General features: G+C 33.7%; 23 protein-coding genes and 1 pseudogene. All 24 read right to left on the bottom strand.

Annotation, left to right across the window (positions count from 1 at the left end):
- Positions 1-4 precede the first annotated feature (4 nt).
- The 24 genes and pseudogenes from EKL95_RS10210 to EKL95_RS10120 all read right to left on the bottom strand — a co-directional run bounded on the left by EKL95_RS10210 (position 5) and on the right by EKL95_RS10120 (position 24014).
- Positions 5-472 (bottom strand): heme-binding domain-containing protein, encoded by a 468-nt coding sequence (locus tag EKL95_RS10210; RefSeq protein ID WP_126564175.1) that lies wholly within the window; start codon positions 470-472, stop codon positions 5-7.
- Positions 473-558: 86 nt separating this feature from the next.
- On the bottom strand, positions 559-1293 hold the full coding sequence (locus EKL95_RS10205) for a DUF3347 domain-containing protein (protein WP_126564174.1): 735 nt from the start codon (positions 1291-1293) through the stop codon (positions 559-561).
- A 210-nt stretch (positions 1294-1503) separates the two neighbouring features.
- Complete coding sequence (locus EKL95_RS15435) at positions 1504-1647, bottom strand: heavy metal-binding domain-containing protein (protein WP_410503655.1); 144 nt, start codon at positions 1645-1647, stop codon at positions 1504-1506.
- Positions 1648-1677: 30 nt separating this feature from the next.
- Positions 1678-1842 carry a heavy metal-binding domain-containing protein gene (locus EKL95_RS14960; RefSeq protein WP_158614861.1) on the bottom strand — a complete coding sequence of 55 codons (165 nt, stop codon included), beginning with the start codon at positions 1840-1842 and terminating at the stop codon, positions 1678-1680.
- Positions 1843-1923: 81 nt separating this feature from the next.
- On the bottom strand, positions 1924-2484 hold the full coding sequence (locus EKL95_RS10200) for a helix-turn-helix domain-containing protein (RefSeq protein WP_126564173.1): 561 nt from the start codon (positions 2482-2484) through the stop codon (positions 1924-1926).
- A gap of 1 nt (position 2485) precedes the next feature.
- Positions 2486-3346 carry a DUF3347 domain-containing protein gene (locus EKL95_RS10195; protein WP_126564172.1) on the bottom strand — a complete coding sequence of 287 codons (861 nt, stop codon included), beginning with the start codon at positions 3344-3346 and terminating at the stop codon, positions 2486-2488.
- 153 nt (positions 3347-3499) lie between these two features.
- Complete coding sequence (locus tag EKL95_RS10190; protein ID WP_126564171.1) at positions 3500-3868, bottom strand: hypothetical protein; 369 nt, start codon at positions 3866-3868, stop codon at positions 3500-3502.
- 672 nt (positions 3869-4540) lie between these two features.
- Positions 4541-6565, bottom strand: a complete 2025-nt coding sequence (locus EKL95_RS10185) for a heavy metal translocating P-type ATPase (RefSeq protein WP_126564170.1) — start codon at positions 6563-6565, stop codon at positions 4541-4543.
- Positions 6566-6582: 17 nt separating this feature from the next.
- On the bottom strand, positions 6583-6801 hold the full coding sequence (locus EKL95_RS15200) for a GDCCVxC domain-containing (seleno)protein (protein ID WP_233588609.1): 219 nt from the start codon (positions 6799-6801) through the stop codon (positions 6583-6585).
- A 51-nt stretch (positions 6802-6852) separates the two neighbouring features.
- Positions 6853-7191, bottom strand: a pseudogene (locus tag EKL95_RS15195) (MerC domain-containing protein); the annotation flags it as partial.
- Between the two features lie 28 nt (positions 7192-7219).
- Positions 7220-8473, bottom strand: a complete 1254-nt coding sequence (locus tag EKL95_RS10175; protein ID WP_126564168.1) for an efflux RND transporter periplasmic adaptor subunit — start codon at positions 8471-8473, stop codon at positions 7220-7222.
- Positions 8474-8484: 11 nt separating this feature from the next.
- Positions 8485-12807, bottom strand: a complete 4323-nt coding sequence (locus tag EKL95_RS10170; RefSeq protein WP_126564167.1) for a CusA/CzcA family heavy metal efflux RND transporter — start codon at positions 12805-12807, stop codon at positions 8485-8487.
- Positions 12808-12953: 146 nt separating this feature from the next.
- Positions 12954-13271 carry a DUF6660 family protein gene (locus EKL95_RS10165; protein WP_126564166.1) on the bottom strand — a complete coding sequence of 106 codons (318 nt, stop codon included), beginning with the start codon at positions 13269-13271 and terminating at the stop codon, positions 12954-12956.
- A gap of 30 nt (positions 13272-13301) precedes the next feature.
- Positions 13302-13445, bottom strand: a complete 144-nt coding sequence (locus EKL95_RS14955) for a hypothetical protein (RefSeq protein ID WP_158614860.1) — start codon at positions 13443-13445, stop codon at positions 13302-13304.
- Positions 13446-13644: 199 nt separating this feature from the next.
- Positions 13645-13830 (bottom strand): protein kinase domain-containing protein, encoded by a 186-nt coding sequence (locus EKL95_RS15430; RefSeq protein WP_126564165.1) that lies wholly within the window; start codon positions 13828-13830, stop codon positions 13645-13647.
- A 79-nt stretch (positions 13831-13909) separates the two neighbouring features.
- Positions 13910-14047, bottom strand: coding sequence for a 5'-nucleotidase (locus tag EKL95_RS15425; protein ID WP_126564206.1), 138 nt, complete (start codon positions 14045-14047; stop codon positions 13910-13912).
- A gap of 14 nt (positions 14048-14061) precedes the next feature.
- Entirely contained in the window at positions 14062-14244 is a 183-nt protein-coding gene (locus EKL95_RS15055; RefSeq protein ID WP_199736825.1) for a hypothetical protein, read from the bottom strand.
- Between the two features lie 8 nt (positions 14245-14252).
- Positions 14253-15500 carry a type II toxin-antitoxin system HipA family toxin gene (locus tag EKL95_RS10150; RefSeq protein ID WP_126564164.1) on the bottom strand — a complete coding sequence of 416 codons (1248 nt, stop codon included), beginning with the start codon at positions 15498-15500 and terminating at the stop codon, positions 14253-14255.
- A gap of 191 nt (positions 15501-15691) precedes the next feature.
- Positions 15692-15928, bottom strand: coding sequence for a helix-turn-helix domain-containing protein (locus EKL95_RS10145; RefSeq protein ID WP_233584074.1), 237 nt, complete (start codon positions 15926-15928; stop codon positions 15692-15694).
- 328 nt (positions 15929-16256) lie between these two features.
- Positions 16257-18308: a hypothetical protein gene (locus EKL95_RS15190; protein ID WP_126564163.1), complete on the bottom strand. Its 2052-nt coding sequence runs from the start codon at positions 18306-18308 to the stop codon at positions 16257-16259.
- Positions 18286-21483 (bottom strand): Eco57I restriction-modification methylase domain-containing protein, encoded by a 3198-nt coding sequence (locus EKL95_RS10135; protein WP_126564162.1) that lies wholly within the window; start codon positions 21481-21483, stop codon positions 18286-18288. The genes EKL95_RS15190 and EKL95_RS10135 overlap by 23 nt, the downstream gene beginning before the upstream one ends.
- A gap of 146 nt (positions 21484-21629) precedes the next feature.
- Positions 21630-22301 (bottom strand): hypothetical protein, encoded by a 672-nt coding sequence (locus EKL95_RS10130; RefSeq protein ID WP_126564161.1) that lies wholly within the window; start codon positions 22299-22301, stop codon positions 21630-21632.
- A gap of 131 nt (positions 22302-22432) precedes the next feature.
- Positions 22433-23092 carry an ATPase gene (locus EKL95_RS10125; RefSeq protein WP_126564160.1) on the bottom strand — a complete coding sequence of 220 codons (660 nt, stop codon included), beginning with the start codon at positions 23090-23092 and terminating at the stop codon, positions 22433-22435.
- Positions 23076-24014, bottom strand: coding sequence for a transcriptional regulator (locus EKL95_RS10120; protein ID WP_126564159.1), 939 nt, complete (start codon positions 24012-24014; stop codon positions 23076-23078). Before EKL95_RS10120 ends, EKL95_RS10125 begins: the two co-directional genes overlap by 17 nt.
- Between the last annotated feature and the right edge of the window lie 97 nt (positions 24015-24111).

The following is a 24111-nucleotide window of genomic DNA, read 5'->3' as shown; positions in this document are numbered from 1 at the left end:
TTTATTATTCTACTGAAAGACTATCTTTCGTTTTTTTAATCCAATTGATTATTTCCTCTTTTTGTGTTGGCGTCAAAATGGCATTTTTATGAATTAATGTGTAAGATCCCAAAGGCATTTCATCGGATTTTATTTGTTTGATGATAGCTTCTAGTTTGTTTTCTTGTTTTCGTTTGGAGTACTTTCCAAACTCATTAAAGTTCAAATCCTTTTTACCATCTTTAATGTGTTCTTCCATAAAAAACCGTGCGGGCTGAATGTAAGAATATAATGGATAATTGGTATTGTTACTATGACAATTGTAGCAAGATATCCGTAAAATAGTTTCAACATTTTTAGGAACATCATACATTTTTGTAAAATTTGCAGTTAATTCCTGCTCATAACTTTCATTACGAGCAGGTTGATATAACTGCATCAACAAAAAAATTACAAACCCAATTACAAGTATTTTCTTGATGATTTTTTTCATATGAAGATAATATTTGTTTTTTAATGGAATATGGTATCGCCATTCTTCAATCTAATTTATGATTTTGGAATCATGGCGATTTCATTTTATAATTGTTTTTTCATAGAACCGCAAGTGAGCATTTTCGAACCGTAATAAGGATTTTTTATTTCTTTGTTTTCACTTATCCAAATCGCCCCTTTTCCTTCATCATACATAGGACAAAAGTCTTGATATAGTTTTTGTTTTGCTCCAAATATTTTTATCAAATCATTCACATCTTTACTCAACATCGCAAAATGTTCTCTTTGGTGGTCAATTTTTCCACCATTATCGCCAATGTGTTCTGCATGTTCTTTCGCATCATCGGCAATATCGATATATTCTGTTTTCAATTTTGGACCTATTAAATTGGTATTGACTTTATTGAAAGTGGCATATAATGCTTTACTCGCGTCGGCTGCTCCTTTTGTATCGTCTTTTGTGAGTGCGTTTTTTACTTTTAAATAATTAGAAATTATTTCATTTGTAGAAAATGTTGTCTGGGTAACCGACGTAGCTTCAGTATTTACTTCAACTGGTGTCGCATCATTGTGACTATGACTTCCATCAGTATGATCATGAGTTGCTTCATTTTGTGCAACTGGTTCGGTTAATTCCATGCCACATTTTGAGCATTTTTCACCTTTTTTTCCTGTTACTTCGGGGTGCATAGAACACGCATACAATTGTGAAGTACTTTCTGTTTTTTCTGAATCAGTAGTTACAGCTTCTTTATTTTTTTGGTTACAAGAAACTAGTACAAATGCCATTGCTATGGCTGATAGGATTAGATTTTTCATTTTATTATTTTTTTAGAATTGTTAATTGTTATTATTGCTATTGGTAACATTTTTTATTATTGGCTTCTTACTTTTTAGACTTTTTTTTAGTCATTTCCTTTCCGAATTTAGGACATTCCCCTTAAGTGTCTGAAATAGAGCCGTCCATTGGGCAAACATATTTTGTCACAATTTTTCTTTTAGGTTGACTATCTTTTGTAGTTTGGGTAACTATTTTTTCGGTGATTTTACCATTTTCATTGCGCATTTAGAATATTCTCCTGGTTTATCAGAAGTTGAGCCGTCCATTGGACAAACATATTTCGTTACAGTTTTACTCTTAGGTTGACTTGCTTTCGTAGCGTGGGGATTAATTTTTTAGGGGATTTTTGTCAATTCCATTCCTCATTTACTACATTTTCCTTGTTCTGAACTTACTTCATCAAGATGCATCGGACAGCTGTAAGTTGTTTTTTGAGCATCCTTTTGCGAAGATTTTGTAGTTTCTTGAGCTGATGCCAATGTATTTACTGCTAAGAATACGCTTAGTACGATAATTAATGTTTTCATTTTTAGTTTAAATTAATATGACAAAGGTCTTTCAGTTATTAAATTGAATGATTGTAATGTTTTACAACAGATTTGTAACATTTACAGATTTTCTAATCCAACCCTATCATTGTACTTTAAAATTTTGAATTGTGAAGGCGTATATCCTGTTTCTTTTTTGAACTGATTAGACAGATAAGACACACTGCTATAGCCCATTTTATAGGCTATTTCAGATATAGAAATTTCATTGTTTGAAAGAAATCCTTTTATTTTTTCAATCTTATGGTCTATATAAAATTGCTCTATGGTTTTGTTTTCAGTTTCAGAAAATACATTACTCAAATAATTATATTCTTTATTTATATTAGATTGAATATAGGTTGATAGCTTCAAATGTTGCAATTCCTCATTTTGGTTAACAAAACTGTTCACTAATGATTTGATTTTTTCTACTATTTTTTCATTTCCTTTTTTAATAATTGTAAATTCAAATTGGGCGAAAGCCTTTTGAATTTCATCTATTTGATGTTTTAAAAGCTCTTCTTTTATTTCAACTTCGCCTAATTCGATAGCGACAATGTTATAACCAAATCTTTCTAACTCTGATTTGACTATCATCGTACATCGATTACACACCATATTTTTGATATATAGTTTCATTTTACTTAATCGTTTCTATTGTTTTTCCACAACTCAACATTTGTGAACCGTAGTACGGATTTTTAACTGTATTTTCTTTACTCAACCAATTGGCATCTTGCATCGGACAATATTGATAATAAACCGGTTCAGTAAATTTTGAAACTTTTATTAGCTCATACGTGTTTTTTGATAATGATTTGAAAAGTTCTCTTTGCTTTTGGATCTCTTTTGCTTCAGAAATATTTTTTGCATCAGCAGTTAAGTCTTTAAAAACTTTCATCCACACCATATGGACATCCATTTTCAATGTTTCCATTTTTACAGAAGATATAGCTCTTAATAAATCCATTGCCTTCATAGAAGCCGTTTTTCCGTCTGTTTTTACCAAGGCATCTTTCAATAAGAAATAATTGTCGAAAACTGATTTTAGTTGGTTTGTTTCTTGTTTTTCAGACACAGAAGAATCTTTAGATATTTTCATTCCTGCCGTTTCCATTTTAGTTTCTGTGGGTTTTGCTTCCATTTTTACTGCCACTTTTGCTACGCGATCATATTGACAACATTCCGGAAGTTTTGAATATGCAGCATCTGGAGCAAGAAATTTATTACTGTCATAACCCGCAAGTGCAATACGTTTCAGTATTTCGTCTTGATTGGTCTTTTTAGTATCATAAGTAAGTGTAGCCATTTTAGTGTCTTTATTCCAATCAACATTTGCAATTTTTTTGAGATTTCCTGCTTTTTCTATGGTAGTTTCGCACATTGCGCAATTCCCGAATATTTTTACGGTTTCGGTTTTAGCGTTTTTAATTTGCGCGTTAACGACTATGACTGATAGCAATAGAGTTATTGCCATCACTATTTTTTTTAGTGATTTCATTGTAAATTAATTTTAAATTGAATTAGTTAAACAAGAACAAAATGACCACACAACAAAGCCATACTTTTGAAAATGAAATTAACTGAGAAATTAAATGATTTAAAGCAATAATTGCTTTTTATTTGACACAATTATGGATATCAAATTTAAAATTTAGCCTATTTTTGGTATAAGCCATAAAGAATTGAAACCAGAAGAAATGGAGGTTTCGTAATTGTAAAAATTTTGTTTTTCTGAAAAGAAATTAAATATATTTTTATTAAAATTCAATTCATTAATAAAAACAGATGTGTTGCAAGAAGAGGCACAACCACATTTAGAATGGCTGCATTTTCCTCCGCAACCCTGGTCGTTTTTGGTTTTTGAATGACTATTGTCTTTACAACAATCCTCTTTATCCATTTTTGAGGAAGTCTCTTTTGAAGAAGAATGTTTCGATGAATTATTTTCACACGCAAAAGTTACTGCCGGCATCAAGAGGAAACCAAGAACAACGATTAATAAAATGTGAAACTTTTTCATTTGTGAAAAAAACATGAATATTATACCAAAGGTATAGAAATAATCTTAATACACGTTAAAGACTTACTGTTTTTTTACAACTACTTAGCTTTAATTTTTATTCTCATTAAAAGTATTATTAAGGAAGCGAATAGATGAAGACTAAACTACTTTAATCTTTGTTATGAGTGTTAATCTCATCTATGTAAAATTTTAAATCATATAAATGGATTAATTCCTCATCGTTATCCGGTATTTGCGCCAGTTGATACAAAAATTGCAGTTTTTGAGGAAAACTATTATACCGAAATTTTGAGTTTTCTCATCATGCTCTTAGATAGAAATTTGAATTCACTAGCTTTTAATAATATCTCATCGAAGATATGCGCTGTTCAAATCCATCGATAATTTTATCAAATTCTTTCGTTGATTCAATGAAAGTGATACATTTTCAATTCTTCATTTGGGATGCGTTATCTATTAAATCAGTTTACTGGTTTCATAATCAATAATTACATTTTGTTTAATTTATTAAAATTATTAGTATAGATGTTACAAGTATTCCGTAAATTAAAGACAATCTTTTTTATGTTCTGGTGTTTGAATGGAGTAATGAACATAGTTTTTCGGTGTTTGTAAAAAAACGTCTATCTTTTTACAATATGCATTCTTAACTTTGAATCATAACCAACTCTAAAACTTCATTCTTTGGATTCTAACCGCATTTATAATTGCCAATAAAGCCACGCCCACATCGGCAAAAACGGCTTCCCACATTGTGGCTAAACCACCCGCACCCAAAACTAAAACAATAGCTTTTACTGAAAATGCCAAACCAATGTTTTGATAAACAATTTGTTTTGTTTTCTTGCCAATGTTTATTGCTGTGAAAATTTTTAAAGGCTGGTCATTTTGAATAACAATGTCGGCAGTTTCAATTGTTGCATCACTTCCTAAGCCGCCCATTGCAATACCAGCATCGGCAAGGGCAACTACTGGCGCATCGTTTACTCCATCGCCAACGAATGCAATTTTTAGGTTTTTCATTTTTAATTCTTCCACTTTTTCTACCTTGTTTTCCGGTAATAAATCGCCATATGCTTGGTCTATGTTTAATTCTTTTGCCACTGCATCTACAACGGCTTGTTTATCGCCCGAAAGCATTACGGTTTTCACGTTTATTTTATGTAAACTCTGAATTGCTTCTATGGCATCTTCTTTAATTTCATCAGCAATTAAAAAATACCCTGTATATTTTTGATTGATTGCAATAACGATAATCGTGAAAGGTATCGTATCGATTGCGACATCATAACTGATGTTAAATTTTTTCATCAGCTTTACATTTCCTGCCAAGATTTCCTTTCCGTCCACTTTTCCTTTAAGTCCATGTCCTGCAATTTCTTCTACGTCAGTAACGATAGCATCTTTTTCTGAACCTTTTGCGTATTCGATTATAGCTGTTCCAACTGGATGGGTCGATTTAGTTTCGAGCGCGGCTGTAAATTTTACTAAGTCGGCTTCGGAAATATCTACAGCAACCACTTTTTGTACTTTGAAAACCCCTTTGGTCAGTGTCCCTGTTTTGTCCATAACCACTACTTCAATGGATGCCATTAGATCTAGAAAATTAGATCCTTTAAACAAAATTCCGTTTTTGCTTGCTGCACCAATGCCACCGAAATAGCCTAATGGAATAGAAATAACCAATGCGCATGGGCAGGATATAACCAAGAAAATTAAGGCTCTGTACAACCAATCACTGAAAATGTAGTTTTCTACAAATAGTATTGGAAGCAAACAAATCCCGATGGCAAGAAACACTACTGCTGGCGTATATATTTTGGCAAACTTCCTGATAAATAATTCCGTAGGGGCTTTTTTGGCTGTTGCTTCCTGCACCATTTCTAAAATTTTAGATAATTTACTATCGGTGTAGGCAGTTGTTACTACGACCAGAACTACGGTATTTAAATTAATCATTCCGGCAAGAACGGTATCGTCTTTTTGTTTAGTGTCTGGTTTGCTTTCTCCTGTTAGTGCTGCGGTGTTAAACGAGGCCGTATCAGAAAGTAGTTTTCCGTCTAATGCTAGCTTTTCTCCTGGTTTTAATTGAATAATTTCGCCAATGGTGATTGTGGATGCTTTTTTTATAGTCGCATTTTCTCCATTCATTACTGTTGCTTCATCAGGTCTTTGGTCTAATAATAATTTGATGTTTGTTTTTGCTCTTTGAACAGCCAAGGTTTGAAATACTTCACCAATGGCATAGAAAAGCATTACCGCAACACCTTCGGGATATTCACGAATTGCAAATGCACCAATGGTAGCAATGCTCATCAATAAAAATTCCGAAAACACTTCTCCTTTGCGAATACTTTCGAATGCTTCTTTTAAAACGGGGAAGCCTACAGGAACATAGGCAACTCCATACCAAATTATCCGAACCCAACCTGTAAACCATGTTTGCGTAAAATAATTGTCAAAACCAATAGCCCCAAGGAGTAAAATGAAAGAAATAATTGCGGGCAAAAACATTTTAAAAGTACTTTCATTCCCGCCTGAAGGGTCATGGTCGTGACCGTCATCATCAGCATGTTCGGATTTGTAGTCAACGGTACAACATCCCGTTTGTTTGTCGGTTTTGTTGTTTATTTTTTCTTCCAGTGTGCAACAAAGCTGTTTGCCGTTTGCATCGTATTTATGTTTGTGTTTCATTTTTTTTATATAATATGTTAACAACAATTATCTCCCGCCTGTATTGGTGGACATTTTACGGAACCGTAGCTACAATAAACACAACAATCACCCTCTAATGGTTTGATTATTGTTTTACATTTTACGCATTCGTAAAAGAATTGGCACGCGTCGGTTGGCATTAATTCCTCTTTTTTGTTTCCGCAGTTGGGGCAAGTTAAAGTTGATTTTAATTCAACCGTTTTCCCTTCATAGATTGTACAAGTTTTGCAATTTCCGTGAAGTTTATTTTGGTAATAATTTACGATTGTAGCAATCAGAATCCCAAACATTCCGGTATAAATTAAATAAGCTGGATTTTCTATTTTGCTAAAATAATAAGCAAAGAATATTACTATTCCACTCGGAATCGCGATCAGCAAAGAATACAAACAAAGATGTTTTCGGTAGGAAATGTAAAGTCCGCCAATTGAAATTAAAACCATCGATTGAAAAATCCACATTGTCCAACCTCCAAATAGTTCTATACTTCCAAGTCCCAGTGCTGATGCCCCGAAAGCAAATAATGGAAAACAACAAGGGGAAAATAGTGCCGTAATGAAAAGCCCTATTGTTCCTAGTTTGTCGATGTTTGCTTTTAGTTTCATATTTTTAATTATCGTAAGGGTTCTAAAATTATTCTTCCCCTTTGTTAGTCAATTTTGCATTTACAAAGAAGGCTCCTTTTGTTGCGATTTTAGCATTGGCTGGAATGTTTTTTACTAATGTGATTGCGGTATAGCCCATATTCGAAACGCCTTTTACCACTTCAATTTTTTCGAAATTGGTATTTTTTGATTCTTGTTCTTGACCTTTTGCTTTAGGTTCTTTCTCTGTTTCGACTTCTTCTGGTTTTTCTTCTTCGGCTTGTTTATTGGTAACAACAAAAATATAATCTTTGCCATCTGCACTCACAATTGCATCGGTAGGTACTGCACTTGTAGTTACATCATTTAAACTTACAATTGCGGTTATATTCATTCCATCAATTAGTCCCGATTTATTGCCTTGAACTCTAGCGTGCACGGGTATTGATTTACTATCGTTCTCAAAAGAGGCACCTATTGAATATACTTTTGCATTATAATCTTCGCCTGAATTATTGGTTATTCTGAAATGTATAATTTGTCCTACTTTTAACATTGGCAAATCTTTTTCGAAAATATTCAAATCCAAATGCAGCTGCGAGTTGTCTACAATTTCGGCAACGGGAGATGATACATCTACATAACTGCCAATTTTGGAAAAGATATTACTAACAGTACCACCGATAGGACTTGTAACGGACAAAGCAGAACGTAAATTACCATTGTTTAAACTATTTGGATTGATGCCCATCAGTTGGATTTGTTGTTGCAATGAAGCTCTTCGAGTTCGCATTGATTTTAGTTCCGCATTCGCGCTTTGGTAATTTTTTAAAGCTCCAGCGTTTCCTTCGTTGAGTTCTTTCTGTCTGGCCACTTCTTGTTCCGCAAAGGTAATTTTACTGGAAGTACTTAAATATTCTTCTTGTAACTGTATAAATTGTGGATTGGCTATTGTAGCGATCACTTGCCCTTTTTTTACAAAATCGCCCAACTGTACATAGATGTTTTTTATAACACCACCGTACATAGAAGTTGCATTGGCTTTGTTGTTATTAGGCACTCGCAATGCGCCATTAGCTTTAAGTGTAGCCGTTAATTGCTTTTGTTCAATAGTTCCGTATTGAATGTCTACAGTTTTTATTTGTTCGGCTGTGAGCGAAGCAATTGTTGGTTCGGCTTCTTCTGTTGTTGCTTTTTGTTCCTCTTCTTTTGGATTAGTTTCTTTATTACCACAGGAAATCAGAAGTAAGCAAGTGGCAATAAGCAAAAGATAATTCTTATATTTTATTTTTAAAGATTTCATTTTTTTTAAATTTATTTGTTTGTAAAATAATTGTATTCAATAATTGCTTGGTTGTATGCATTTAGATTATCTAAATAATTTTTTCGTATTTCGATGGCTTGGCTTAAATAAATTGAAAAATCAGCATAACTTATTTCTCCTGCCTGATAGGATTGATTTGCAGCTTTTATAATTTCTTCGGCTTGTTGCAAACCCAAAGTTTCGTAAAATTGTAAACCTTGTATGCTTTTTTCCACTTCAGTTTGATATTGAGCTAAAGAAGATTTAAGTATTTGTGTTTGGTATTGCAATTGTTGTTCTTGTACTTCTTTTTCAGTTTTGGCAGCTTTTATTTTGTTTTGATTGGCTCCGCTTCCAAAAATCGGAAATGAAGTTGAAAATGAAAAACCACTAAAAGGATCTTCAACACCGTATAATTTTTGCGAAAAGACACGACCGGAAAATTCAGGTAAACGATTGCTTTTTTGAATAGCAATTTCGCTATTGGCAATCATTACATTTTGTTGTAATAAAAGAAGGTTTGGATGGTTGTCTGACGAATTTTGCATGCCGTATTCTAACTTTTCCAATGATTTTGGAAGTGGCAAAATCGCTTCTGAACTATTCAATAATTGCATTAATGCTTGTTGTTGCATTACCATTTCTTTTTGAAGTTGTGTGATGTTGGTTTCAATTTCTTTCAACTTTACGTTTGCCGAAATTTTTTCGATACCAGCGCTTTCTCCTGTTTTTACTTTTACTATTGTAGTTTTTAGCAATCCAATATAAATACTGTCTAATCGCTGAAATAAAACCGTTTTGTCCTGTAAATACCATAATTGATAATATACAGAACGTATATTTTTTTTCAATTCCGTATTGATTACTTCTTTGTTAAATTCATAGTATTTAGTTTGCTCACGATAGTAATTTTTCTTTGCTTGATTTACCTGTGGCATATAGAAACTTTGTTGTAATCCGATTTTCCAAATTCCCGTTTTATCCGAAGGTCGCAGATCTTCATTTTCTACAAAGATGCCCGTTTTTGGAAATTCCTTGTTTCCCTTTATCAAAAGCTTATTTTTTGAAATTTGCGATTGATTAATATTGTTTTGCAAATTATCTTTTAATCCTAAATTCAGAACATCATCGATACTTTTTCGTGATTGCGCCTGACTAGTATTGAATGATAAAAACAATCCAATAAATAAAATTGTTGCAATTGATTTCATTCCTGGTTTTCTTTTTAATTTAATTTTTGTATTAAAAATAATATAGAGCAAAGGCAAAACAAATAATGTTAAAAATGTAGCAGACAGTAAACCACCAATTACAACCGTTGCTAATGGTTTTTGGACTTCAGCACCTGCACTGTGGGATAATGCCATTGGCAAAAATCCTAGCGAAGCTACGGTAGCCGTCATTAATACAGGGCGTAATCGTATTTTTGTTCCTTCAATTACCCGTTTTATGACATCGTCCCAACCTTCTTTTTCGAGTTGATTGAATGTGCCCACTAATACAATTCCGTTTAAAACTGCTACACCAAATAATGCAATGAAACCAATTCCTGCCGAAATACTAAAAGGCATTCCGCGTAAGAGTAAAGCAAATACACCTCCAATGGCACTCATTGGAATTGCCGTAAAAATTAAACTGGCTTGTTTCATAGAATTGAATGTAAAATACAAAAGCATAAAAATTAGAAGTAACGATATTGGTACAGCTATCATCAATCTATTGGATGCTTTTTGTAAGTTTTCAAATGTGCCACCATACGTGAAATAGTAACCCGATGGCAACTTTACTTTCGTAGCCAACTTTTCTTGAATTTCGTTAACCACACTTTGGACATCTCTATCTTGGATATTGAAACCAATTACAATTCTGCGTTTTCCTGCTTCACGACTTATTTGCGCTGGGCCAAGTTTAAAATCTATGTTTGCCACTTGCGATAAAGGTATTTGATTGCCTGTAGGTGTTGGTATCAATAGATTGTTTACATCATCGATACTTCGTCTTGACGTACTGTCTAAACGGACCACTAAATCAAATTTTCGTTCGTTTTCGTAAACTACACCTGCTGCTTTTCCTGCAAAAGCAGTACTTACAATACTGTTGATGTCTTCAACATTTAATCCATAATTTGCAATACGTAAACGGTCGTATTCGATATTAATTTGCGGTAAACCATCGACTTGTTCCACTTGTGGTGATGAAACCCCTTTTACATTGACAATCACATTTTCCACTTTTTTGGCATATACGGAAAGACTATCCAAGTTTTCGCCAAATATTTTTATGGCAACATCTTGTTTAATTCCTGTCATTAATTCATTGAAACGCATTTGAATGGGCTGACTTTTTTCGATAAAAACACCTGGTATTACGCTTAATTTTTCTTCTATTGCATCGCCCAGTTCATCATAGGATCTGCCAGATTTCCATTCCTCTTGTGGTTTTAAAATAATCATCATATCTGTAGCTCCTGGTGGCATTGGGTCAGTAGGCACTTCCCCAGCACCAGTTTTACCCACAACAATTTTTACTTCTTCAAATTGCTTGGCAATTCTTGCGCCCTGCATGGAGGTTTCGATACTTTGGGATAAAGATGTTTCGAGTGGCATTTTAAATTCAAATGCATAATCTCCTTCGGCTAAAGTTGGAATAAACTCGCCACCCATTTTGCTAAAAATAAAAAACGTAACTAATAATAATGCGATAGTAATACCAACGACTTTGTATTTTATTTCAATCACTTTTACTAAAAGGGGTTCGTATTTTTTATACAAAAAGTCCATCATTTTATCAGAGAATGTTTTTTTATGACTGATAAGCTTAGGCAAAAACAAAGCACTCATCATCGGAATATAGGTTAGTGAAAGTATCATTGCACCTATGATTGCGAATGAAACCGTTTTTGCCATTGGACCAAACATCTTTCCTTCAATTCCGACTAGAGATAAAATTGGAAAATACACTATCATAATAATGATTTGTCCAAAGGCAGCACTACTCATCATTTTTTTAGCACTGTTTTCTACTGCAATATCCATTTCGAGTTGCGTGAGTTTTGCCTTGCTCTTATTATGTTCCAGAAAATATAAGGATGCTTCTACGATAATTACTGCTCCATCTACAATTAAACCGAAATCTATTGCGCCCAAACTCATTAGATTTGCACTTACTCCAAAAATTTTCATCAATCCCAATGCAAAAAGCATTGATAGCGGTATTGCAGAAGCAACAATAAGTCCGGCACGTAAGTTTCCGAGAAATAACACCAATACAAAAATTACTATTAATGCTCCTTCGATTAAGTTTTTTTCAACAGTAGAAATGGCACGGTTTACAAATGTACTTCTATCAATAAATGGTTCAACGATTACATCATCAGGTAATGATTTTTGTATAATAATCATTTTTTCTTTAACTCTCTTTACCACTTCGTTACTGTTGGCACCTTTCAGCATCATCACGATACCGCCCACCGCATCTACTTTTCCATTATAGGTCATTGCGCCATAGCGTACAGCACTTCCAAATTGTACTTCGGCAACATCTTTTATAAAAATTGGAACGCTGTTAGGACTGCTTTTTACAACTATGTTTTTTACATCTTCCAAGGAAGTCACTAACCCAACACCACGAATAAAGTAGGCACTTGGTTTTTTGTCAATATATGCACCTCCTGTGTTTTGATTGTTTTTTTCTAAAGCGTTGAAAATGTCAGGAATAGTTACTCCCATTGCTTTTAGACGATTTGGATTAACGCCCACTTCATATTGTTTCACTTTCCCACCAAAACTATTTATTTCGGCTATTCCTGGTGTCCCGTTAAGTTGTCTTGCTACTATCCAGTCTTGCATAGAACGTAAATCCATTGCTGAATATTTATTTTCACTTCCTTTTTTTGGATGCAAAATATACTGATATATTTCACCAAGTCCTGTACTTACCGGTCCTAATTCTGGTGTTCCAATGCCTTGAGGAATTTGGCTAATGGCTTCTTTTAGTCGTTCACTGATTAATTGACGTGCAAAATAAATATTTACATCGTCATCAAAAACAACTGTAATTACAGATAAACCAAAGCGAGAAATGCTCCGAGTTTCCTCTAAATCGGGAAGATTTGCAATACTTTGTTCTATTGGAAAAGTCACTAATTGTTCTACTTCTTGACCTGCCAATGTTGGGCAAAGCGTAATAATTTGTACCTGATTGTTTGTAATATCCGGGACGGCATCAATGGGTAATTTAGAAGCACTCCAAACTCCCCAAATAATGAGAAATAAAGTCATCAAACCGATGATGAATTTATTATTGATACTAAAATGAATGATTTTGTCTAACACTTTTGAAAATGATTAATGTTTAATATTAATTTATAATTTACAGCTATTGAAGGTATCAAATACCGTAAAGTGATTAATGGAAAACAACAGTGTGACTAATGCACAAGTCATTAATCGCTATTCATTTAAACATTAATCAAAAAAAATTAAGCATTAATTTGTGGCGGTTGCCAGATACTTCCGTAGAAATTGGAAGTTAAAATTGATTTGTATGCAGGTGTTTTTTTGTCAATTATTGTTTTGACAGAAAATAAATTATAAACGCAAATGGTATTATAAGCGAAACCTTGGCATCCACAACAGTTACAAACACATAAAGGAGAGCACGCATCTTTATTTTGATTTTGTTTTGCATTATGAATCTCCGTAACTTTTTCAAACGAACCAATCTGATCCTTGTCTGCACAAGGCATACAGGAAAGTAGTAATAAAACAATGGATAATATGATGTTTGTAAGTTTCAAGACAACAAATGTAGGTGTTTTATTTAATTTTCAATACATATTATTATATTGTACCTTCTCAAAAATCTCTAGTTCTTTACTTACTTCTTCTTTCCCAGCTTGCTCTTCGTCAAAAATACGTTGCACAATATTCCAGTAGAAGATGGTTCGATCATAATCAACTGCCTTCTGCATTGTCATTAGATGGATCAATAGATGCCTTTATATCATGGATTATGAATTGGTTTTGGAACATGGGAAGTTTTTAAATGAGGAAACCTGTGGTCTGATGCACTAGAATTATATCTTCTACCGATAAATATCTGAACGGATTTTTAGCAGTTAAAAGTTCCATAAGCGTGACTCCAAATACATAAATATCAATCCGAGGGTCTTATGTGGTATCTTTTTTATAAGAGAAGGATTCGGGACTTCTGTTAAGTTTGGTTCCAGAATTTTTATTTGCCACACCAAAGTCTGCAATTTTAATAGTGCCGTTGTGGGAGAATAGAATGTTTTCAGGTTTGATATCATGATGAATAACGCCTTTTTTATGTATTACTCTTAGGCAAGTAGTCAATGCCTAGACCCATTCGATTGCTAATGCAAGAGTTACTTCCTTATTTGATTTTTTTTCTTGTAATATCTCAAGACTAATTTTATTTATTCGCAATACCAAAAGGGATATGAACCAACGGGGTTTTAGTGGATTTTGTATTCAAATGAACTAATTGGTCATCAAAATAGATATGTAGTTTGACTACATTTAATATTCTGCTTTTATCAACACCACCCATTAAAAATAATTCATCTACTGGAACTGGAACTGATCTCCATCTATAAACAAACAATGTGAAGCTGTCAGTATATAAACTTTGTCTTTGAAGTTATCCTGATAGTAGATGACACCACTACCGATATAATCATTGTTTAGGAAATCCTTTAATCTTACGGTTAACGTTGTAATTATTTTGTCAAAAGATGATTCTATCATAATGATATTTAGGAATTAAATGCTTTTACCATCAATTCTTGTTCTCCTCTTGAAATACCTATTTGACTAGCAATGTTTTTCCAATTGCTTGTTGCTTGGAGTACTTCTTGTATGATGGTTTCCATTTGTTCTTTGTTTAGGCGGAAATATTCTCCAACACTTTTTGCTAATTCGAAATCAAGGTCGTTATTATCGGTATCGATATTTAAAGCCAAACCATCCTTTTCAATTGAGGGGTTTAGGTCATAGGCTGGTGACAATATCCAACCTTCTTTGGTCAGGATAAAGCCGTGGTTTCTTAAATGGTCATCTGTGTTTGAAATAGCTATGTTAAACACTATTCTGCGCCATAATTGGTATAAGTTAGCTTCTATATTTGTTCCATGATTACTAATAAATTCGGCTATGTCTAAATAGCTTGCCGGATTGTCCCGGATTGTATCTTCATTGTTTCCAGTCATGGTCATTGCGGATGCAAAGTGTATTCTCTCTCCGTTTTCTCTGTCGAAACGTTTTGTGAAAAATGTATGGTAGTTCCCCATTATTTTTTCGATACGACATGGTGCCATTTCTATACCCGCATTTATTGCCAATTTATAGGATAGGAATTCCCAGGCACCTTTGTCTGTGGTGTCGGTTTTGGATGGGAATTTGGCAATCCACAGGCTTTTATCATTGTCTAAGATATTGGCTTTTGGTCTAGCTCCTCCGAGTGAGGAACCTGGTGCCATCAGGACAGATAACCATTTTTTTACCTCATCATTGTCATCGTCGTTTTCAAAATTAGCAGCTGCATTTTGTAGTTCGCGAATGGATGACCAAGGCGGTGTTGAAGCTGTTTTGTTGTTGTCTAAAAAATCTCCTTCCGGATTTATTTTGAAGCGTAATGCTCCCATACGACTTTCATCGTAAACACCTAACAGAAAATCAATATCATAGAGTGTTGGTGCTTTTTCTCCTTCTTCTTTTGCCCATTGCGCCGCTCTCCGCTTCATCAGTGTTCTTCCCCAAGTGTCGGGCATACTGTCCAAAAAGATTCCGAAGTTTTCTTTTTTGTTAGGGTATTGTGGTCCACCATATAATTGAATGTCCGGGTCTAACAGGAATTTTTGTTCTGATTTTATCCAGTCTTTATTGTATTCAAAGCTGAATGCTTTTTTGCCTTTAGCTTGTTGTGCTGATAAGATGCCAATTATCTTGGGTTCAGGTAAACCCTTCCAATGTGCATATACGTATATTTCAGTTTTTATAGACATCTTATATTGTTAAATTGAGATTATACCAGACTGCCACTGGCAGTCCTCCTCTTAAAATCAAATATTGCAAATGGGCGTAAACGTATATGTCGGTTTTGTTAGTTGCCATTTTATATTATTAATTTACCACCCCTCCCTTTGGGCACCCCTCCAAAGGAGGGGAATTTTAGTGCGAGTTAAGTAGAGTGGTTTTATTTTAGAAGTTCGAGGTCTTGGAGTTTTCTTCCGAGTTCATCGTCTGAAGCTAGTTTTAGGAAATCGTCCTGAAGGCCTAATACTCTGAGTACATTGAAATAAGCACCCATTGCCACACTTGTGTTTCCTAACTCGATTAGGTGTAATGTGGATCTTGAAATGTCGGCTCTCTCCGCGACTTGTATCATAGTGAGTTTTCTTCTTTTACGAGCCATTTTTATGTTTTCTCCCATTTGCTCCAATATCTTGTCATACTTTGGGAATACGGTCTGTTTTTTCGTTGCCATTTTTTAAAATGTTCGTTATTCTGAACAAAAATAGCCTTTATGTTTTAAATAGCAAACATTTGTTTTTATTTCTTATTTCTTATGATAATAAAGTAATGACAAAGAGTGGCTTTATATTCATCCGAAAGAAGTGTTACTGTTTAAAAAGATACCGCTACAGTTTGGAATATAACTATTTTCCTCAATCACTATTTTTGCTCACTTATACCATATAATTTATATCTTTTAATTTGTATAGATTTTCCATTATTGCGTTTATAATTTAATTTCTACTTTATGAATTTTTAACTTCATCCTCAATATTTTCAAAATTTGAAAGGCCTTGATTTATAATCAATTCAACATCTTCTAATGTTTTTATGTTTTTAATTAACTCATATTTTGGATATATTTTTTTCAGTATATTTTTAAATTGATTTATGTTGATGTTTTTATTATCCATTTCTAGAGTCATAGTTATTTCATCTTTAGGGGATAAATAAGGTTCATATAATTTATGATACGAATTACCAATTGCGCCTGAAAAAGGAAATAAAATTGGTTTAATTCTTCCTCCATGAAGTATTTGGTCAACAGCAATTCCGGGATAAGGGTCAATGTAAAAGATAATTCTAATACCTAATTGATATGCTTTTTTTGAACAAAGTTCGCAAGGACTAGCAGTTGTAAAAAGAATACCATTTTCAACACCTAACCCACCTGATTTAGTAAGTTGCAACATAGCATTTTCTTCGGCATGTAATGATCTTGTATGAACTTGATTTGATTCTCCTTCATAATGATTATGGATAGATTTAAAACAAAATGAACAATTTTTACCATTAAGCTCATCTTTTTTAAGTTTATAATCTTCTTCGAAGTAATCAACTATTGCGTCTTTAAAATTGGAAACGGAAGTGTCTTTATATTTGTAATCAGATGTACTTGTTATGTTTCCTTTCTCAAATTCACTATAATGAACACTATTCACTATGTCGCCATTAAAATAATCCTCAACATTTCTAAGATTACATGGTGTATGCCCTTTTGCTACGTCATTCCAACCAATAGACTTTGCAATAAAATTCTTATCAGTAATCACTGCACCTACTTGTCTTGAAATACATCCAGAATTTAATTTTGCAGTGTAAGCTATCTGCATATTTCTTTCACTAGCGCTAGGTGTAATTAATCCCGGCTGATAAATAAGAGAAACAAGTTTCATCAATTGTTCTTCTCTTGTTAAGAAAGTATTAGAAATTTTTTCTTTTTCAATAGTGGTTGCTCCATGATCTTTTTCGAATAATTCTAAAAAAGAATCAATTTGATCAACTTTAAGATTAAAAATATGATAATCACTTTTTTGAATACAGTTTTCTACGTTTGGTGAAGTAAATATTCCTTTTGAGAAATCTTTATTTTTATATTCTGTTTCATCTAAATCAATTAATTTTTCTACTAATTCTAAACGTTCAGATTTATTAGTTATTTTATTAAAAAATCTTTCATCTAACCTTTCCTTTGAGTTCTCAAGAATATCTTTAGTAGCAACCATATAAAATGCAGAATAGCGTTCTTTAAAAAAAGTAATTTCTAAAGAGTTCCTAAGTGAATCAATAACAATTTTTGTTGATTTAGATTCCAAAAAATTAAATTTCTTTCTTGCTTTTATAATTTTATTTATTAACTCAGCAATGGTGTAAACATTATTTGGGTCAGTGTTGCTATCAATACCTGATTTTCTAGATTTTCGAATGTTACATGAAACAGAATGAAACAGACAGGTCCTTCTAAAATAGTTTCCTTCAGCTTCTAGAATTTGCATAAAATCATTTGTAAATTCTATAAATTCTTTACCAAAAAAAATTTTGTTCAACAACAATAAACTATCAGTGTTCTTTATGGTTTCAAAGCTTACTAATTGATTAATACTCGCTAATAAAGTTTTATGTTTAACAAAAGTTTCTTCTAATTCGACAAACTTTTTTTTAACTAACTCTTTATTGTCTTCGGCTTTATTTTGTCTATAATATTTATTTAAAAGGTTCCTAATTTTAAAAAAATCACTTCCTGTTTTTTTTACAATGTATAATAATAAAACTTTTTTGTACTCAATAATATCGTATTGTTGCCAATTGTTTCCATAGGACAAATAATTCTTAGTAATCTCAAATTTTCTTTTAAATACTGGGTCTGAAAAGCTATTAGCTTCTCTTAGACCATTACTCAAATTAATAAAATCTTTACTTAATAAATCTGAAATTTGTGAGCATCCTGAACCAGTTCTGCCAGTAAGTCCAATTATTGTAAAATCTGTCCTATGTTTATAAAGTTCTTTTAATTTCATATTTATTTTCTATTATACTAATTTCCTCCCCACTCAAACCATACAAGGCATACACCATATTATCAATGGTTTTTTCGGTGGTTTCTATTTGATATTTTAGGATTTGGGCTTTGGTTTTGTTTTCTTCAAATAGGTCTAACCATTCGAACTCGTCTTTTTTGGTGAGAGGTGTTTGTCCTGCTGTTTTAATGGCTTTGTTGAGTTCTGTAATGAAATCAGCAAAGGTTAATTCGCTCCAGTTTTCTAGTTTTTTAGGTAGTTTTTCAAGTTTGTATTGTCCTGAAAAATACTTATTGAATTTACTCATTAACTTTATTAATTCGTTGTATAGAATCATTATTTGTGTAGTAATTTCAATTAATGGTTGTTGCATCTCATTACTCACAACTTTAATTGGAAGCTTAAACAATTGTATTGGTTTTACTTCTGGAAAAATTCTTTTTCCTTCATTTACTAAATCTTGATATAAAAAATTCATAAGTGAAGAATTTAGAATAGAAAGAATGTAGTTATAGTGGATTTTTGAATCGTCTTTTAATTGAATAATAATACCGCTTTTCAAGCAATACCAGTTTTCAGAATCGTATGAAGCAATAATTCTATCTGCTGTTTGTCTTATCAATATTTTAGGTGTTTCAAATAACTTTTGACGTCGAGGTCTCAACATCACATACCAAGGAATAGTTCCACTTTTAGTCTCAACTCGATTTTCTAATTTATCTTTATAATTTGATAAATGTGATAAGCTATTTGGAAAATTCTTAATATCTAATTTTGAAGAAAAGTAAATTATTCTTTTATCAGAAATTGGATTTAAATAATACCGATTTATTTCGCCGCCAATTACAAGTTTTTTTAAAATATCATTTTCTAAATTTAGATTTGCAGCTTTTTTTGACTCCAAAACAAATGCTTCTCCAAGACCGGGGCTAATCCCTGTAGCAACATCTGCGGTAACCTCTTTCAAAGTCATACTTTGCGAATAGCATTTGGTTACAAGCTTTTTGTTAGGTTTGTAATTAAAGCTGAAAGATTGATTGTTTTCTAAATCTTCATTTTTGATTTTATAATAAATCTTGTCAATTTCTAATGGTAATAATTTTCTATCAGTAGACGTAAAATCAGAAAAAGAAATCTCCTTTTTATATTTTCCTCTAAAAAAACTAATTATGCAAGTTGGCGTTGCCACATCAGAAAAAATATTATCGCCTAAATCTAAAACACCATTTAAAGTTTCTTTTGTTAAGATTAATTTTCTTGTCTTTTCGAATTCAATTTGGTTTAGAAAACTTGAGGGTATTATAAATGAGCATACACCGTTTCCGTTTGAGATATTAATTATTTGCCCGATAAAATAATTGAAAGATTCGGGTGTTCTTATATGAATGTTTGAAAATTTAGATTTTAAATATTCTTTTTCCTTTATGTTAAAATCAGCACCATAAGGGGGATTCCCAATAATCACATCAAAACCCCCTTTAGCAAACACTTCCGGAAATTGTTCTTTCCAGTTGAACGCTTTTTCACCCGCAACGACTTTGCTCTCGATAAGCGAGTTGCCGCATTTGATGTTGTTGTTTAGGCTTGTCAGTTTTCGTTTGGGTTGGGCAGTGCGCAGCCACAAGGAGAGTTTTGCAATCTCGATGCTTTCCTCGTTGAGGTCGACCCCATAGATGTTGTGTTCCAGAATTTGGTTTTCGATATCGGGAAAAACAAAGAACCCTCCAAAGAGTTGTTTGTTGAGTTCGTCTAGGTAGGCGTGTTCCCTAATCAGGAAATCTAAGGCTTGGTTCAAGAAAGCACCGGAGCCACAAGCCGGGTCACAAATGGTGAGGTCCAAGAGCCATTCGCGGTAGTCCTTGAGTTGCAGGTCCAGTTTTATGATCGTGGTGGTTTGGCGGTTTTTGCGGCCTTTGACATATTCCTCGCCAATTATTCCCAGTTCTTGTTTTTTCTCGGTGCAGAGTTTACCAATGGTGTTGTCGACTATGTATTTGGTAATGTATTTTGGGGTGTAGAAAACACCGTCTTTCTTGCGTTTGGTTTTTTGTTTGTCGAAGTCGGTTCCTTCAATTTCGGCATTGACACTTTCGATTTCGTTCAAGGAATGTTCGAAGATGTGTCCCAGAATATTGACATCTACCTGACTTTCAAAATCATAGGTCGAAAGCTTTAAGGTATGGCGATAGAGCAGGTCGTTATCTATGATAACGGCATCCAGAATAGTATCGGGTTGGAAGAGTCCACCGTTATAAGCAAAGATTTCTTCTTTCTTGTCGGTGCCTTTGCGACCCGTATCGAGGTAGCCAAAGTATTGTTTGTAGCGGTCGTATAATGGCACTTCCACATCCAAATCGGCCAAGGCTTTCCAATCTTTGAGAACGGTATTGATTGAGTTTGGAGCCAGCAGTCCGCGGTCTTCTGCAAAGAGAATAAACAGAAAACGGTCGATCAATTTTTGTGATTTTTGGAAAAGAATCAGTTTGGTGGTTTTTTCGGTTAAGTCATTCAATAATACGTTAGCCCGGTTTTGCTTGACTAAATCCCGGTACAATTCGCGTTTGAATACCGAATAATCACCATAGAATTTTTTGGTAATATTTTCTTCTTCCACCACCGAAGCTTCTTTAATGCTGAGTGGTTTGTTGGCAAAGATATTTTCTTTAGCCAGACAGAGGTAGAAGATTTCAAATTCAATGTGGGTGAGGGTAAAAAGGTTGAATTCCTCAAAGTCCACCGCATTGTTGATGTAGAATCTCAACTTTTCGAAATTGGAAGTGATGACATAGATGCAACCCGTTTGGTTGGCTTTGTAATCAAATGCTTGTTGGCGGATGCTTTCGAGGTCTTTTGTATTGGTTCCTTTTAGTTCAATTACACCGAGGGCATTTCCGTCTTTGAGAATAGCGCCATCTACTTTTTTGGCCCCTTTTATGTTTTTGAGTTCCGTGGTCAGATTAAAGTTAGCTGCTGGATTTAGTGTGTAGCCCAAAATGTCCACAAATAATTCGCGCAAGAATCCTTCCTGGAATTGTTCCTCCTTACTGTTGCGAATATTTTCCTGAATGGCCGCATTATGAAAATACTTGACGTATTTTTTATAGGCTTTTTGGATTAAGGCAGAATCTTGTTGGCTCAAGTATTTCTTGAGTACGGAGGGCTGAAATAATGACATTGGTAACGCTTTTGTTTGAGAATCTAAAAATACACAATTTGAAAGTAGTGTAAGATTTTTGTTATTAACAAATTCGGTTGATAAATAACACTACTTTCAAAGTTAGAATAGGATTGATTTTTCAAAGTTATGCGGAGTAAATGGGATTACCTTACGGTTTCCCACATTTTGAGAAAATAATTATTTAATTCCACGCCGTTTAGATTGTCCAGAAACAATTGAAAATCGTACAATTTAATCAACCCGTCCTTGTTATCCGGTACTTGTGCCAACTGCACAAAATTGATGTTTTGGTATAGGGATTTTTCTCCTAAAATGTCTTGCATGATGATGAAAATAGCTTGTTGTAACGTCTTTGTATCACAATACAAATTGTAACTTTTTAAAAAAACTACAATGTCTACCTTATGCGATAATTCATGATACTCCAGCGGTAAAAAAGTGAGTTCGCTGGCTTTTAAAGTCATCTCATGAAAGATATACGGTTCGTCAAGACCTTTCATAATTTCTTCAATTCTTTCGGTTGGTTGGATGAATGCGATGAATTTCCAGGTTTTCAATTGCGGTGCGTTATCAATTAAATTGATTACCTGGTTAAAGTATTCCGGGTTGCCATTTGCGGTTAAAATTAGCTCGAATTTTCCATTTTCGGTTTTCGGATATACAATCATAAAGTCAACTTCTTTGCAATAGTAGCTGAGGTTTTTGTTTATCCAAAAGCTGATGTATTTTTGGTTTTTAGGGGTTTCGTTGATGCCGTTTTTGATGGTTTGATTGTTGTCTTGGAACCAGTTCCAGAAGGTGTTGATTTTTTTCATTTTTTTGTAGTGAGTGGTGAATAGTGAGTGGTGAGTTGCTTCTCTCGACTGCGTTCGAGATGACACGCTTGAGATGACACGCTCGTGATGAGGTTGCTTTGCTTCGTGTCTCGCAACTCCTCGCAATGACTTTATCGTTTGTCTTTCGTTCTACTATCAAATGTTATTAAATTGAACATTTGTCGCATTCTGGAGCGGAGGCGGTTGCCGTAGTTGTTTTCGATTTCGGAGGCGGAAAGGTTTGTGGTGATGTGCGTGACGGATTTGTTTTCGACAAACTGTTCGTAACGGCTGATGAGTACCTCAGCCATGACGTTGCAATCATTTCCGAAGTGCTTTATTTGCTGTTCGGCACCAAAATCGTCAAAGCAATAACCGGTTAGTTTTGATTGATTGGCTTGCTTTAGCGTGTAGCAGTTGATGGCCTCAAAGCCATTTTTGGCAAATTCAAACGAGACTTCCCTACATGTTTTGATTTTGTACTCAGACGCATGATAAGCAAAAGGACGTACTAAGTTCATTAGGGATGTTTTTCCGCAACCTATTGAACCTGATAATAGAATTCCTTTTGATAAGTCTATATTTTGGTTTATGGTAGCTTTCTCATCTTTTATCATATAAATCAACAATTTGTAGATGGTGGGGTGATCCATTTCGCTGATATGAAACGAACTTCCATAGGTTGTTTTTCCTTGGTTCTCTAGGTATTCGAGACATTTTTGAAAATTATACACTTTGAAACCTTTGTGGACCAAGAAGGTTTCATGGACTGATTTACAATGGTTCGTCATAGTTTTTTTGGGTTGCTGTGTGCAAGTGCATCGGTTTTGGTCGGGCGTTGTAATCTATTTTTGGAGTGTTTGTTGCAAACTTAGCTGTGTTGAGCATCCAGTTTCTTGCTGCTGCTTTCCAATCTTTCATTTTTGTTTTTCCGCCTATGAGCCAACCGATGCTAGAGTAGTAATTGAAAAATTTATTGGCTTCTATTTGGGAGCTTTCCTTGAAAGAGAAGTATTCCATTATCATTTCGAGTGATGGCACTGTGGTTTCAAAAAATAAATCGAGTTCAACAGCTTTTTCTTTTTTGGCGCAACTTTTTTCTTTTTGCTGCCCGCTTTCAGTTTGTTTTTTATTGGTAGCAGCGAATACTGGAAGTATTTGCTGCCCGGTCTCCGTTTTTATTTCTTTCTCTTTTGGATTTATCAAAGGATTCAAATTTTGAACTGGTTTATTTCTTGAAATTTTTTCTATATCTATTTTTGTATTGTTTAAATTGTTTTTAGGTGTTTGTTTTTTATTATATATATAGAGCTGTTCATTTACCTGTTCAATGACTTGTTCATTTTTTGATTCAGTCAAATTGTGAACGGGTTCATTTTTTGAATGGGTTGGTTGTGGTATTTTTGAAATTGTTTTTTCTTTTTCAGAAAAATTGGTCATAATGATGTTGGAGCAAGAGTGTGGATTGAATGTTGGATTGTATATCATAAATCCTAAAAGTTCTAATTCTCTCATGCATTTATGATACGTTGCTTTTGAATTGATTTTGCTGGCTTTCATGATTTCTTCCCGAGAAATGCCTGTTGGATTCTTGAATCGATTTACGTTCCAACATTGGAAAAGTGCCAAATAGAGCGAAATGTGCGTTGGATTTAGGCTGGGTTCATAATTGATCTTATTGAAAAATCCGGTGAGGTGTTTGATGTAGTTCATGAGATAGTGTTCAGTGTTCAGTTTTTAGTATTCAGTTTGATTAACCATAAGGAGTACGGAATTGAGGTAAGAGCATAAAGTTGATGAGATTGCTTTG

This window comes from Flavobacterium sp. LB2P53 (assembly GCF_003970305.1).
In the GTDB taxonomy this organism is placed as follows: Bacteria; Bacteroidota; Bacteroidia; order Flavobacteriales; family Flavobacteriaceae; genus Flavobacterium.
The sequence above is the reverse complement of the archived record's forward strand: the minus strand, read 5'-3'. Positions and strand labels throughout refer to the sequence as shown.

Excerpts from the sequence above, each read along its gene's own strand:
- EKL95_RS15055 (WP_199736825.1), bottom strand. The coding sequence starts at position 14,244 with ATGATAGAATCATCTTTTGACAAAATAATTACAACGTTAACCGTAAGA.
- EKL95_RS10200 (WP_126564173.1), bottom strand. The coding sequence starts at position 2,484 with ATGAAACTATATATCAAAAATATGGTGTGTAATCGATGTACGATGATA.
- EKL95_RS10210 (WP_126564175.1), bottom strand. The coding sequence starts at position 472 with ATGAAAAAAATCATCAAGAAAATACTTGTAATTGGGTTTGTAATTTTT.
- EKL95_RS14960 (WP_158614861.1), bottom strand. The coding sequence starts at position 1,842 with ATGAAAACATTAATTATCGTACTAAGCGTATTCTTAGCAGTAAATACA.
- EKL95_RS15425 (WP_126564206.1), bottom strand. The coding sequence starts at position 14,047 with ATGGGTGGTGTTGATAAAAGCAGAATATTAAATGTAGTCAAACTACAT.
- EKL95_RS10150 (WP_126564164.1), bottom strand. The coding sequence starts at position 15,500 with ATGTCTATAAAAACTGAAATATACGTATATGCACATTGGAAGGGTTTA.
- EKL95_RS10130 (WP_126564161.1), bottom strand. The coding sequence starts at position 22,301 with ATGAAAAAAATCAACACCTTCTGGAACTGGTTCCAAGACAACAATCAA.
- EKL95_RS10205 (WP_126564174.1), bottom strand. The coding sequence starts at position 1,293 with ATGAAAAATCTAATCCTATCAGCCATAGCAATGGCATTTGTACTAGTT.
- EKL95_RS10135 (WP_126564162.1), bottom strand. The coding sequence starts at position 21,483 with ATGTCATTATTTCAGCCCTCCGTACTCAAGAAATACTTGAGCCAACAA.
- EKL95_RS10145 (WP_233584074.1), bottom strand. The coding sequence starts at position 15,928 with ATGGGAGAAAACATAAAAATGGCTCGTAAAAGAAGAAAACTCACTATG.
- EKL95_RS15190 (WP_126564163.1), bottom strand. The coding sequence starts at position 18,308 with ATGAAATTAAAAGAACTTTATAAACATAGGACAGATTTTACAATAATT.
- EKL95_RS14955 (WP_158614860.1), bottom strand. The coding sequence starts at position 13,445 with ATGCAGAAGGCAGTTGATTATGATCGAACCATCTTCTACTGGAATATT.
- EKL95_RS10185 (WP_126564170.1), bottom strand. The coding sequence starts at position 6,565 with ATGAAACACAAACATAAATACGATGCAAACGGCAAACAGCTTTGTTGC.
- EKL95_RS10195 (WP_126564172.1), bottom strand. The coding sequence starts at position 3,346 with ATGAAATCACTAAAAAAAATAGTGATGGCAATAACTCTATTGCTATCA.
- EKL95_RS10120 (WP_126564159.1), bottom strand. The coding sequence starts at position 24,014 with ATGAACTACATCAAACACCTCACCGGATTTTTCAATAAGATCAATTAT.
- EKL95_RS10125 (WP_126564160.1), bottom strand. The coding sequence starts at position 23,092 with ATGACGAACCATTGTAAATCAGTCCATGAAACCTTCTTGGTCCACAAA.
- EKL95_RS10175 (WP_126564168.1), bottom strand. The coding sequence starts at position 8,473 with ATGAAATCTTTAAAAATAAAATATAAGAATTATCTTTTGCTTATTGCC.
- EKL95_RS10190 (WP_126564171.1), bottom strand. The coding sequence starts at position 3,868 with ATGAAAAAGTTTCACATTTTATTAATCGTTGTTCTTGGTTTCCTCTTG.